Origin of the sequence: Qipengyuania rhodophyticola (genome assembly GCF_042493225.1) — a bacterium.
Taxonomy (GTDB): domain Bacteria; phylum Pseudomonadota; class Alphaproteobacteria; order Sphingomonadales; family Sphingomonadaceae; genus Erythrobacter.
On the sequence record NZ_CP170454.1, the window covers coordinates 2,018,321 to 2,031,106 of the forward strand.

Genomic DNA, 12,786 nt, shown 5'->3' on the forward strand with positions numbered 1-12,786 from the left:
CTTCTAACTACACTGGATTTGCGAGAGCTCGGGCTGCGTATTCTTCCCAGATTTTTGGGGAGGATGCGCCGACAAGCCCGGGTTTTTTGCATCCATCGCTGTTATCCTCAACACGGTATGCGCTGCCATCCAAACGCTGTGCGCAGCCGCCTGCTTCATTAAGCCAAAGTACTCCTGCGGCATGGTCCCAGGGCAGGGTGCGCTTAAAAGTCGAAATGTCATTCTCGCCCAATCCAAGGCGCGGATATTGTTCCGCAGCGCAGCGGGGGATGTCGACTAGGCGGTAATGGGGCGTGATATGCGTATGGACCATCGCGCGCTCTTCATCATCAAGGAACAGCGCAGAGATTGCCGCAACCGGCGGATTTTCGCCGGTCGTGCGTGCAAGAAATTTCTCGCCATTGACGCTTGCGCCAGCGCCGCAATGCGCCGCGCAAAAGCGGCCCGACAAGCAGTCGTAAATCCAACCCGACTGACACAAACCGCCTGATGCGCGCGCCAGTAAGATGCCGAAAGGCGCATGGCCGTGTGCGAAATTATGCGTTCCATCAATCGGGTCGATAATCCAGCAATCGCCTGACAAGGCATTCAACACGCTCGGGTCTGCATGCGCGGCTTCTTCGCCGACAATGACGACATTGGGATCGTACGCGGCGAGGCCTACTTGCAAGGCTTCTTCGGCCTCGCGATCAGCGATGGTGACCAGATCATCGGCGGCTTTCTCGATGATCTCCTCGCTCGCAAGGTTCTGATAACGCGGCAAAATGATCTGCTCGCTCACCCGCCGCATGAGCACAAGAATTTCTGTATCGAGCGTTTCGCTCATGAGCGGTAATCGGCGTTGATGTCGATATAGCCATGCGTGAGATCGCAGGTCCAAACAGTCGCGCGGCCTTCGCCTATTCCCATGTCGACTTCTACTGTGATCTCCTCGCCTTCGAGATGTTTTGCAACCGGCGCCTCGTCATAGTCAGGCAAAGGCTGACCATCACGCGCGGCCCATATGCCGCCAAAACCGATGGAGAGCGTGTCGCGGTCTGCCGGTTCACCCGCTTTGCCCACGGCCATAACCACGCGGCCCCAATTTGCATCGCCGCCGGCAATGGCGGTTTTGACCAGAGATGAGTTGGCGACTGAGAGGCCAATGCGGCGGGCGCTCTCATCGCTTGCTGCGCCGCTCACCGCCACGGAGATAAATTTGCTCGCGCCTTCCCCGTCGCGCACCACCAATTGCGCAAGTTCGCGGCAAACGGACAAAAGTGCGGCATAGAATGCGTCCGCGCCGGAATCGTCCCAGCTTGTGATTGCTGGAGCCTCCGACTGTCCTGTGGCAAGCACCAAAACCGTGTCGCTGGTAGAAGTGTCGCCATCGACTGTGATGCAAGAATAGGTCTCCGTATTGGCCTTGCTCAGCATTTCCTGGAGCAGTGCAGGAGCGACTTTCGCGTCGGTGAAGACATAGCCCAACATGGTCGCCATATCCGGCGCGATCATGCCGCTACCCTTGATGATTCCGGCGAGTTCAACGCGTGTGCCGCCAATCATGGCAGAGGCTTTTGCGCCCTTTGCGAATGTGTCAGTCGTGCCGATGGCATGCGCTGCCGCTTCCCAGTCGACAGGCTCAGCTGCGAGGGCGGCTTCTACTCCGGCGCGCGCAACATCCTTTGGTAGCGGGACGCCGATGACGCCGGTTGAGGAGACCAGGACCTGGGATGGCTCGCAGCCCAGGCCAACGGCGACCTGCGCCATGATTTGTTCGACCGCCTCGCGACCGCGATAGCCGGTAAAGGCGTTGGAATTGCCAGCGTTCACAACCAGCGCGCGGGCTGTTCCCGCGCGAACTTGCTCGCGGCCAAGCTCCACCTCGCTGGATGCGCAGGCGCTTTGCGTGAAGACGCCTGCAACCGTTGTTCCTTCGGCCAATTCGACGAGCGTCAAATCGCTGCGCGTCCAATCGCGATAGCCCGCATTCACCGTGCGTGCAGTTACTCCGGCTATTGCGGGCAACTCAGGAAAAGGGCGGGCGAGCGGTGAGGGTGGTAAGTCCATGAACGACGCTCTAATGCGCACGCCGCAAAGCGGCAATTGCATTCATGCAGTTGGCCGTATTTGATCCGAACGGGGACATTCATGACGAGATTTTTCACAATCGCATTGATCGCAGGAACTTTTGGCGCGCCGCCTGCATTGGCGCAATCTGCCGATGAAGCCGCCGAAACAGTTGCTAATGCCGCTGCGGTCGAGGCCGCACGTGATAGCATGTCCGTACCTCCCGCAGTAGCTGTGGTCCCGTCCAATCGAGATCCCCGCCCAACGTCGAGCCTCAGACGACTGATCACCGTGGCCGATTACCCCATCGACGCGTGGCAGAATGACCTGGAGGGAAGCGTCAACTATCAGCTCCACATCGACAGTGAGGGCCGCGTTTCTAGGTGCCTGATAACGCGCAGTTCGGGTTCCAGTTCATTGGATCAGGCAACATGTGAATTAATCACTCAGCGCGCACGGTTTGAGCCGGGGCTCAATGAACTAGGTGAACCGGTTGAGAGCAAATATCGAGATGATTACAAGTGGCGCAAGCGAGTATCTGACCTTCCAGACTTCTCCGTTCGTTTCTCATATCTGCACACAGTCGAGGGAATTTCGACGCAATGTGAGATAGAAGTTCTGCGCGGTGAAATGCCGGATGCTCTCAAACGCCAGATTGAGCGCGACAAGGAGCGTGGTCGATGCCCGGCGCTAAAAGGGCGGCAAGGCGTGCCATATCGCGACGAAAATAGAGTTCCGATCGAGCGGCAAGTTTCCATCGTAATTGATACTACTGTCACAGATCCCGAGGAATAAATCTGTGAAACGGCGCAGGCAGGTGGATTCTTTAGCATTTAGTGGTTATGTCGACTTGCGATGATGCTGAAACGTCTTCTTGCGTGTTTTGCTTTGATGACCGGCCTTGCGGCTGTGTCTGCTCCTGCGCAGGCGAATTTGACTGCTGCTTTCGGCACACAAGTTGAGTCAAGTCAAAAGCAAGAACATGCGAAGAAGCAGCGCCGCGGCGAATGTAAGCATGACAAGCGCAAGAAGCGCGAGCTTGGCGCGCCAACGCGCCCTTGTGTAGATGCTGATCCGATCCGGATCTTCCTGCCGACGGTCCAGCTGCGGATTGATCTCGCTCTCGAATAGAGCTTTCTAAAGCACTGTTTCAACGTGGCTTTGCTGCGTTCTAGGCTCGTCGCGAGCCTATCTCTCCGATTATTTCAAAACACATTTGCCTAAAGGGCTACCCATGTTCGAATCCCTCATGAAAACCTTCTTCGGTTCATCAAACGACCGTTACGTGCGCTCAATGAATAAGATCGTCGGCCAGATCAACGCGCTCGAAGATCAGATCAAAGCTCTCTCTGATGAAGAGCTGTCGGCGCAAACCGGCAAATTTCGCGGTCTGCTAGCCGATGGCAAAACGCTTGATGATATCCTGCCGGAGGCCTTTGCGACCGTTCGCGAAGCATCAATGCGCGTGCTCGGCATGCGCCATTTCGACACGCAAATGGTGGGCGGCATTGTGCTCCATCGCGGCGAGATTTCCGAGATGCGCACGGGCGAGGGTAAGACGCTGGTGGCGACGCTCGCGACTTATCTCAATGCGATTGAGGGCAAGGGCGTTCACGTTGTTACAGTTAACGATTACCTCGCCAGCCGCGATGCGGAATGGATGGGGCAGATCTACCGCTTCCTCGGTCTGACCGTTGGCGTGATTATCCCCAATCTCGACGAGTTCTCGCGCCGCGACGCGTATAATGCAGACATTACCTACGGCACGAACAATGAGTTCGGCTTTGATTATCTGCGCGACAATATGAAGCATGAGCGCGAGCAAATGGTGCAGCGCCCGTTCAATTACGCGATTGTCGATGAGGTGGATTCGATCTTGATTGATGAGGCGCGGACGCCGCTGATCATTTCTGGCCCGACTGAGGACAAATCTGACCTTTACGTCGCAGTCGACGAGATCGTGAATGACCTTGACCCAGAGTGGTATGAAGCGGACGAGAAGACCAAGAACATCACGTGGACTGAGGAAGGCACGGATGCGATTGAAGCCAAGCTGCGCGAAGCTGGGCTGCTCGAAACCGAGAACCTCTATGACGTAGAGAACACGCAGGTCGTCCACCACCTCGACCAGGCGCTCAAAGCGAACATCATGTTCAAGCGCGACATTGATTACATCGTCAAAGACGATAAGGTCGTGATCATTGACGAGTTCACTGGCCGGATGATGGATGGACGGCGTTGGTCCAATGGCCTTCACCAAGCGGTGGAAGCCAAGGAAAAGGCCAAGATCGAGCCTGAAAACCAGACGATGGCCTCGATCACCTTCCAGAACTATTTCCGCATGTATCCCAAGCTTGCTGGCATGACCGGTACGGCGGCGACTGAAGCGTCGGAGTTCTGGGATATCTACAAGCTCAACGTTGCGGAAATTCCCACCAACAAGCCAGTTGCGCGGATCGATGAAGACGATCAGTTTTACAAGAATACAATGGATAAGTTCGCCGCGATCGCGAAAGCCATCAAAGAGAAAAACGAGATTGGTCAGCCGGTTCTCGTTGGCACAGTGTCCATCGAGAAATCCGAATTGCTGAGCCAGTTCCTGGACAAAGAAGGTGTCAAACACGAGGTTTTGAACGCGCGCCAGCATGAGCGCGAGGCGCATATTGTTGCGCAGGCTGGGCGCATCGGCGCCGTGACTATCGCCACAAATATGGCGGGCCGCGGTACCGATATTCAGCTTGGCGGTAATCTTGAATTCCGCACAGGTGACGAACTTGGCGAGATGGAAGATGGCCCTGAAAAGGACGCTGCTATTGCGCGCCTGGCGGCTGAGATCGAAGAAGAAAAGCAGCGGGTGAAAGACGCAGGCGGCTTGTTCGTGCTTGGCACAGAGCGCCATGAAAGCCGCCGGATTGACAACCAGCTGCGCGGGCGTTCGGGCCGTCAGGGTGACCCGGGTCTTTCGCGTTTTTACCTGTGTTTAGAAGATGATTTGCTGCGCATTTTTGGCCCAGACACGCTGTTTTCTAAGATGATGAATTCGAACCTAGAAGATGGCGAGGCGATTGGGTCAAAATGGCTGTCGAAGGCCATTGAAACAGCTCAGAAAAAAGTTGAGGCGCGCAATTATGAGATGCGTAAGCAGGTTGTCCAATATGATGATGTGATGAACGATCAGCGCAAAGTCATTTATGAGCAGCGCGCCGAAATCATGGATAGTGAGACGGTCGATGATGTGGTCGTCGACATGCGCCACGACGCGATCAACGCGATGGTGGGTGATGCGTGTCCTCCCGGCTCATATCCTGAACAATGGGACATTGATGGCCTTAAAACCAAGGTTGAGGAAGTGCTTGGCCTCACCCCGCCACTTGAAGAGTGGATGAAAGAGGACGCACTTGAGCCGGAGGTGATCGAGGAGCGCATTCAAGCTGAAGCGGACGCGGCGATGGAAGCAAAACTTGCCGATGCTGACCCGCAACGCTGGCGTCTCTTTGAGAAGAGCCTGCTGCTACAAAAGCTTGATTTCCATTGGAAAGAGCACCTCGCAACGCTGGATGCTCTGCGTCAGGTCGTGTGGCTGCGTGCGCACGCTCAGAAGCAGCCGATCAATGAATATAAGCAAGAGGCGTTTGGCCTGTTCGAACGCATGCTCGACACTTTGCGTGAGGATGTGACGGGCGAGTTGCTGCGCATGCAGATCGGCCAAGCGCCAGAACCGCAGGCGGTGCCTGAAGAAGTTCTCGCTGGCCTACCAGACTTCCTGACCGGACATATCGATCCGCTGACCGGGCTTGATAACTCGAATGATGGCGACGGTTCGGCTGAACGTCCTGAGCTGTTTGGTTCACTTGCGGGCAGCCCGCGTGCGGCGGCCGGGCCGGGTGGTGCGTTCTTGGAAGATCCTTATGCTGATATGAACATTAGCCGTAACGCGCTATGTCCGTGTGGCTCGGGTAATAAGTACAAGCATTGCCACGGTGCGATTTCCTCGAAGGTTTGAGTGAGGTGGTGACGGGCGGCAACTAAGGGCTAGTCATGATCTGGCTCGCCATCGCCTTTCTCGTCACCGCATTGCTCTATGCTTCCGTCGGTTTCGGCGGGGGCTCAACCTACAGCGCCCTTTTGGCGCTCAGCGATGTGGATTATCGCATTCTCCCGCTGCTCTCGCTCGCTTGCAACATTGTCGTGGTGGCGGGCGGTACAGTGCGCTTTGCCCGCGCAAAAATCACGCCTTGGAAAGGCGCGTTGGTTCTCACGGGGCTTGCGGCACCTGCGGCGTTCCTTGGCGGACTTACACCAATTGACCGCGAGCCATTCCTGCTAATTTTGGGCGCAAGTCTGCTGCTAACGGGAGCGACTCTGCTCATTCCAAATAGGAGCGGCGGCGTCGGTGAAGCGAAGACCTCTGCCTACGCCTCCAAGCTCATGCCATTTGCGGCGATGCCCCTTGGTTATCTGGCCGGATTGGTGGGCATTGGTGGCGGGATCTTCCTCGCCCCACTGCTGCATTTGACGCGGTGGAACAATGCGCGGGCCATTGCGGCGACAGCCAGCCTGTTCATTCTAGTCAATTCACTGTTCGGGCTTGCGGGGCAAATCCTCAAAGGCGGGCCAGATCGCTTCGCCGCCGCGGTGACTTTCGGCTTACCACTGATGATTGCAGTCGCACTGGGAGGATGGATTGGGAGCCTTCTCGCAACTCGCATTCTGCCTGTAAACTGGATCCGTTGGGCCACAGCAATGCTGACCATTTGGGTCGGCGCGCGGCTCTTATTCGGATTGTAAGAGAAAAAATGGCTCCCCGAGTTGGATTCGAACCAACGACCAAGTGATTAACAGTCACCTACTCTACCGCTGAGCTATCGGGGAACAGCTTCACAAGAGAGGTGCGCCTATATGGAGACGGTAAAGATTTGGCAAGCGGGCAATGCGATATTTTCGCAGGCGCCCGCAAAAAACCCCAATCAAACCTGAAATTGCTCTGCGACGATCCGCTCATCAAGTGCCTGGCCGGGGTCGAACAACAATTCCAACTCATGCTCGCGGTCAATTTCGAGACTAACCTCAGCGACGTTGCGCAGCTCCTTCTGGTCAGCCACCGCTGAAATGGGGCGCTTATCCGGCTCATTCACCCGAAGTGTAATACGGCTACGGTCTGGCAATATGGCGCCGCGCCAGCGCCTTGGGCGAAAAGCACTAATCGGTGTGAGGGCAAGCAGGCTGGAATCGAGCGGCAGTATCGGCCCATTTGCAGACAGGTTGTACGCGGTCGAGCCAGCTGGTGTCGCCACCAGAACACCGTCACACACCACCTCTTTAATGCGTACCTTGTCATCCACTGTGATCTCGATCTTGGCGGCTTGGCGCGTCTCACGCAGCAGCGAGACCTCGTTAATCGCGTTATAGATGTGATGCTCGCCGTCTTGCGTTACGGCATCCATGCGCAGCGGTGCGATTTTCACGGCACGCGCACGGACAATTTTGCGCAGTAGTTTTTCTGCGCCGCGATTCTTATTCATCAGAAAGCCGACTGTGCCCAAATTCACACCGTAAACGGGGAGGACATCGCCGCTGTCGAGCATGCTATGAAGCGTTTGCAGCATGAAACCATCGCCGCCCAGCACAACCACCGCTTCCGCCTCGGCGAGTGAGCACCAATCGTGAATCGCCTCAAACTCAGCCTTTGAGGCTTGCGCCTTGTCGCTATCGGAAACCAGCAATGCCAGTTTTGCAAATTCGGGCATAATTTCCCCTCACAGGCCAGGTCCAGCGGCCATCCCTGCCACTTGCGTAGTCCCCCCTATTGGTGGTCGTCCCATTTGGCAACGCACAGCAAATGTTGCATACTGTTCTCAATCGCCCGCACTAGGGGGTCATAATGGCCAGTCGCGCACATAATCTGAATGCTGGGGTGCCCGATTCTTTAACGGGCCTCGCGGACGTTGCGCAGGCGCGTGAGACAATCGCTAAGTGGCAGCGCGAGTGGCCGGACGTTTCCACCCGCTGCCCATTGCATGCCATGCTGGTGGATTTGGGCCGGATCGACACCGTGAACGTCGCCTTTGGCGAGACGAGCGGCGATGGCGCTCTGGTGGAAGTTGCGCAGCGCATTCGCCATTTTGCCGATGACGAGCTGGAGAGCAGCGTGTGGCTGGCCGCGCGCGTATCGGGCGGAACATTCCTGCTGGTTGCGCGCGAGGAATGTAGCCGGGAGCGTTGGCAGTGGCTGGCAGAGGCGCTGGCGGATGCGCTCGCCATGCCAATTAGCAATCCGGGCGGAGATAGCGCGCTGCGCCTGTCGCCGCGCTTGGTCTTGATGCGCGCTTTGGGCACGACGACGCCTGAGACGATGCTCGATTCCATGGCGGAGGGTGCAAGGCGTCTGCGCACAATGGCTGGTCAGAGAATCATCTGGGAAACAGGTGAACACACCAAGGGTGGGCGCACCAATCAGCAATTGGAAGCGGATCTTTTAGGGGCGATTGATCGCGACGAAATTGAGATTTTGTATCAGCCGCAGTTCCACATTGATGGTGACCGGCTTTACGGTGCTGAGGCTTTGGCGCGCTGGCGGCATCCACAACTCGGGTTGATTGGCGCTGGGGTTCTTTTCGGAATTGCCGAGCGGATTGATCATGTGACGCACTTGTCGCGGCATATTTCGCGCCGCGCACTTGAGGCAGCGAAGGCGTGGCCCAAAAATCTGCGACTTTCGATTAATATTACCCCGGAAGATTTGGCGACGGGTGGTTTCGCGCGCGAGCTGGTTGTGCTGATTGAGGAAGCGGGCATTTCGCCTGGGCGAATTACGTTGGAGATCACTGAGCAGGTCTTGCTGTCTGATCTCGACCGGGTGGGGGCGGTTCTCGATGATCTACGCTATAAGGGCGTCGCGATCGCGCTCGACGATTTTGGCGCGGGCTTCTGCAATTTCCACTATCTCAAGATGCTACCGATCGACCAACTGAAGATCGACTATTCGCTAGTGGAGAACATTCACAAGGATCAGCGCGACCTATCGATTTTCAGGGCGATTACGCAACTTGCGCAGGCGCTTGAGATGACGGTGACCGCTGAGGGCGTAGAGACTGAGGAACAGCTTGCGCTGGTCCGGTCCGAAGGATGCGAGAGTTATCAGGGGTTTTTGAAGGCGAAGCCAATGGCGGCTGCAGACTTTCTCGCTCTAACCAAGCAATAGTTTGCGACCTTCATCAGGCGGCTTTCTTGCCCGCCTTGCGCACCACACCGCTTAGCCCCTTAGTCAGCTGGAACAGGCCGTTGAGGCGGCTTTCCGGGCTGCCCCACGCGCGGCTAATCACCAGCTTCATATCGGGGCGCAGCTTGGCCGTGCCTTCTCTACTCTGGTTGAGCCGATCAACATAAGCGAGCAGGCCCACAGGATCGGGGAAGTCGTTCTCATGGAAGGTCACAAGTGTGCCCGCATTGCCAACCTCGATCTTGGCGATATTGGCCTCAATCGCTTGCCGCTTGATTTGGATGAGGCGGATGAGATTGGATGTCGCGGCGGGCAGATCACCAAAACGGTCGATCATTTCTGCGGCCAGTGCATCTACCTCAGCATTATCCAGCGCATCGTTTAGGCGGCGATAGAGCGCCATGCGTACGGCTAGATCAGGCACATAATCTTCAGGGATCATGATCGGCGCATCAACCGTGATTTGCGGGCTGATTTTCTCGGGCTTTGCTTCAAGTCCTGCCTCGCCAGCTTTCAGAGCTAGGATCGCGTCTTCCAGCATGGATTGGTACAGCTCAAAGCCGACCTCGCGGATGTGGCCCGATTGCTCATCGCCCAGCAGATTGCCCGCGCCGCGAATGTCGAGATCGTGGCTGGCGAGCTGGAACCCGGCACCGAGGCTGTCGAGATCACCGAGCACTTTGAGGCGCTTTTCTGCGACCTCGGATAGTTGGGTATCGGCAGGCGTCGTCAGATATGCATAGGCGCGCAGTTTTGACCGGCCCACGCGCCCACGCAGCTGATACAATTGCGCCAGACCAAAGCGGTCTGCGCGGTGAATGATGATGGTGTTCGCGCTCGGCAGATCGAGCCCGCTCTCGACAATCGTGGTGGAGAGCAGGACGTTATATTTGCCCTCATAAAATGCGCTCATCCGCTCTTCGATTTCACCAGCGCCCATCTGGCCATGCGCGGATATGGCTTTCACCTCGGGCACAGTCTCGCGCAGCCATTCTTCGACATCCGCCATGTCGGCAATGCGCGGAACGACGATGAAGCTTTGCCCGCCGCGATGATGCTCGCGCAGCAAGGCCTCGCGCATCACCACCTCGTCCCACTCCATAACATAAGTGCGCACCGCGAGCCGGTCGACAGGCGGGGTTTGAATGGTCGAAAGCTCCCGCAGTCCGGTCATCGCCATTTGCAGCGTGCGCGGGATCGGCGTCGCTGTCAGCGTGAGCATATGCACGTCGGCGCGCAGTGTTTTGAGCTTCTCCTTGTGGGTCACGCCAAAGCGCTGTTCCTCGTCCACGATCACAAGGCCCAGATCCTTGAATTGCGTGTTCTTGGAGAGGAGGGCATGCGTGCCAATGACCACATCCATTGTGCCATCGGCGAGCGCGTCGCGCGTTTCCTTGGTTTCCTTGGCGGAGACAAGGCGAGACAGTCGCCCGACCTTGAGCGGGAAGCCCGCAAATCGCTTCGAGAAGTTCTGAAAATGTTGCCGCGCGAGCAGAGTGGTAGGCGCAACGAGAGCCACTTGCTGTCCATTCATCGCCGCCACAAAGGCTGCGCGCAAAGCGACTTCGGTCTTGCCAAAACCCACATCACCGCAGACGAGCCTGTCCATCGGACGGCCGCTTTCAAGGTCACGCAAAACATCGGTAATAGCGCGATCCTGATCCTCGGTTTCCTCCCAAGGAAAGCGGTCAAGAAACTGATTGTACGGACCTTCTTCGACCACAAAGGCTGGCGCTTTTTTGAGCGCGCGTGCCGCAGCGGTTTTCATCAACTCGCCTGCAATCTCGCGGATCCGTTCGCGCATTTTTGCGCGCCTGCGCTGCCAGGCTTCACCGCCCAGCCGGTCAAGCTGCACTGCCTCTTCACTACTGCCATAGCGTGAAAGGACGTCGATATTCTCAACCGGTATGTAAAGCTTGTCACCGCCCGCATAGCTCAGCATCACGCAGTCATGTTTCGACTTGCCGACCGCGATGGGTTCAAGCCCGAGATATTTTCCGATCCCATGCTCGGTATGGACTACAAGATCGCCCGGTGTGAGCGCGGATAGCTCGGCCAGAAACGCGTCGGCACCTTTACGCTTGGTCTTGCGACGCACCAAGCGGTCACCCAGCAAGTCCTGCTCGGTAATTAGCTCCAGCTCATCATTGGCAAAGCTGGCCTCCAGCGGCAGGATCAGGGCAACGGGCTGGCCTTTTGTGGATGTTCCGAGCGCATCTTGCCAGCTTTCCGCCGGTTGCAGTTCGCAGCCGGCTTCTGCCAGAATGGAGGTGATCCGCGCGCGGCTGCCCTTGGAATAGGTCGCAAGCAGGGGCCGCTTGCCAGCCTTGCCAATCGCTTTGAAATGCGCCCCGAGCGCTTCGTACACGTTCTCTCCGCGAGCGCGGTCTGGCGCGAAATCGCGGCCTGATTTGAAGCCGAAATCTAGCACGGTGTCGCTGGCAGGTTCGGCAAAAGCGGTGGTTCGGTGGCCGGGCATGCTCGCCACGCCATCTGCCAATTGGTCTTTGGTCAGGTACAGCTCGCTGGGGTCAAGCGGGCGATACCCGCCCTTGGCTTGGCCGCCCACAGCGCGCCGCTGCTCATAATAGTCCGCAATATCGGACAATCGCTCTTCGCCCGATTGCAGCGCGGCGGCATCCAGCACCATCACATCGCCATCGCCAAGATGATCGAACAGCGTGGTTAGCCGTTCCTCAAACAACGGCAGCCAATGCTCCATCCCAGCGAGACGCCGCCCTTCGCTAACCGCCTCATAGAGCGGGTCTTGCGTGGCCTCAGCGCCGAATAATTCGCGGTACTTACCGCGAAAGCGTTTGATGCTGTCCTCATCGAGCAATGCTTCGCTCGCCGGGAGCAGGACATGGCTGTCGAGCGTGCCAGTGCTGCGCTGCGTGCTCGGGTCAAACAGGCGCAAGCTTTCCAGCTCGTCGCCAAAAAAATCGAGCCGCAATCCTTGGTCGAGACCGCTTGGGAAGATATCGACAATTGACCCGCGAATAGCGAACTCGCCCGCATCAACCACCGTGTCCGTGCGCGAGTAGCCTTGGCGGGTGAGCAGTGCAGCGAGGCTCTCCATCCCGATTTCGCTGGCCGGCTTAAACGCGCGGACATTCTCGCGCACGCGGAACGGGGACAGCACACGCTGCAGCAGCGCATTGACCGTGGTGACGACAAGTTGACTGGTCTCGGGCTTGTCCTGCAATCTGTGCAATGCCGCGAGCCGTTTCGCACTGATTGAGAGGGCTGGGCTCGCGCGGTCATAAGGCAGCGAATCCCACGCGGGAAACTCAATCACCTCCAGCTCAGGCGCGAAATAATGCGCGGCTTCGGCGACCGAGTGCATTGCGGCATCATCCGGCGCGACAAACACTGCGCGGCCTTTTGCGGCGCGCGCCAGATCGGCCAAGACCAATGGCTGTGCGCCGCGCGCAACGGCGGCGAGCGTGAGCGATTGGTTCGCGTCTATTATGCGGGTAAAATCAGGCATGGTGGATGCTCAAAGCAGCGCAGCTGGC

Annotated in this window: 9 protein-coding genes and 1 tRNA gene; 5 read left to right on the forward strand and 5 right to left on the reverse strand. The window is 57.5% G+C overall.

Going from position 1 to position 12,786, the window contains the following annotated elements; translation table 11 throughout:
* Window positions 1–7 precede the first annotated feature (7 nt).
* Window positions 8–826 carry an inositol monophosphatase family protein gene (locus ACFCXQ_RS09620; RefSeq protein ID WP_379550059.1) on the reverse strand — a complete coding sequence of 273 codons (819 nt, stop codon included), beginning with the start codon at window positions 824–826 and terminating at the stop codon, window positions 8–10.
* Complete coding sequence (gene argJ, locus ACFCXQ_RS09625; RefSeq protein WP_379550061.1) at window positions 823–2,049, reverse strand: bifunctional glutamate N-acetyltransferase/amino-acid acetyltransferase ArgJ; 1,227 nt, start codon at window positions 2,047–2,049, stop codon at window positions 823–825. The genes ACFCXQ_RS09620 and argJ overlap by 4 nt, the downstream gene beginning before the upstream one ends.
* Before the next feature lie 81 nt (window positions 2,050–2,130).
* On the opposite strand from argJ, the gene ACFCXQ_RS09630 reads away from it, so the two are divergent.
* From ACFCXQ_RS09630 to ACFCXQ_RS09645, 4 genes are all read left to right on the forward strand, one after another.
* On the forward strand, window positions 2,131–2,844 hold the full coding sequence (locus ACFCXQ_RS09630; RefSeq protein WP_379550063.1) for an energy transducer TonB: 714 nt from the start codon (window positions 2,131–2,133) through the stop codon (window positions 2,842–2,844).
* Between the two features lie 60 nt (window positions 2,845–2,904).
* On the forward strand, window positions 2,905–3,180 hold the full coding sequence (locus ACFCXQ_RS09635) for a hypothetical protein (RefSeq protein ID WP_379550064.1): 276 nt from the start codon (window positions 2,905–2,907) through the stop codon (window positions 3,178–3,180).
* 103 nt (window positions 3,181–3,283) lie between these two features.
* Window positions 3,284–6,052, forward strand: a complete 2,769-nt coding sequence (gene secA / locus ACFCXQ_RS09640) for a preprotein translocase subunit SecA (RefSeq protein WP_379550066.1) — start codon at window positions 3,284–3,286, stop codon at window positions 6,050–6,052.
* Between the two features lie 35 nt (window positions 6,053–6,087).
* The gene (locus ACFCXQ_RS09645) at window positions 6,088–6,837 is read left to right on the forward strand and encodes a sulfite exporter TauE/SafE family protein (protein ID WP_379550068.1); all 750 of its coding nucleotides are present in this window, start codon (window positions 6,088–6,090) and stop codon (window positions 6,835–6,837) included.
* 9 nt (window positions 6,838–6,846) lie between these two features.
* Here ACFCXQ_RS09645 and ACFCXQ_RS09650 read toward each other — a convergent pair.
* Together ACFCXQ_RS09650 and ACFCXQ_RS09655 are read right to left on the reverse strand one after the other, a co-directional pair.
* Window positions 6,847–6,921, reverse strand: a tRNA-Asn gene (locus tag ACFCXQ_RS09650).
* A gap of 95 nt (window positions 6,922–7,016) precedes the next feature.
* Window positions 7,017–7,796 carry an NAD kinase gene (locus tag ACFCXQ_RS09655; protein WP_379550070.1) on the reverse strand — a complete coding sequence of 260 codons (780 nt, stop codon included), beginning with the start codon at window positions 7,794–7,796 and terminating at the stop codon, window positions 7,017–7,019.
* A gap of 134 nt (window positions 7,797–7,930) precedes the next feature.
* Here ACFCXQ_RS09655 and ACFCXQ_RS09660 point away from each other — a divergent pair, with 134 nt between their 5' ends.
* Window positions 7,931–9,250, forward strand: a complete 1,320-nt coding sequence (locus ACFCXQ_RS09660; RefSeq protein ID WP_379550072.1) for a GGDEF domain-containing phosphodiesterase — start codon at window positions 7,931–7,933, stop codon at window positions 9,248–9,250.
* 13 nt (window positions 9,251–9,263) lie between these two features.
* On the opposite strand, the gene mfd is transcribed toward ACFCXQ_RS09660, so the two are convergent.
* The gene (gene mfd, locus ACFCXQ_RS09665) at window positions 9,264–12,758 is read right to left on the reverse strand and encodes a transcription-repair coupling factor (RefSeq protein WP_379550074.1); all 3,495 of its coding nucleotides are present in this window, start codon (window positions 12,756–12,758) and stop codon (window positions 9,264–9,266) included.
* Window positions 12,759–12,786 lie beyond the last annotated feature (28 nt).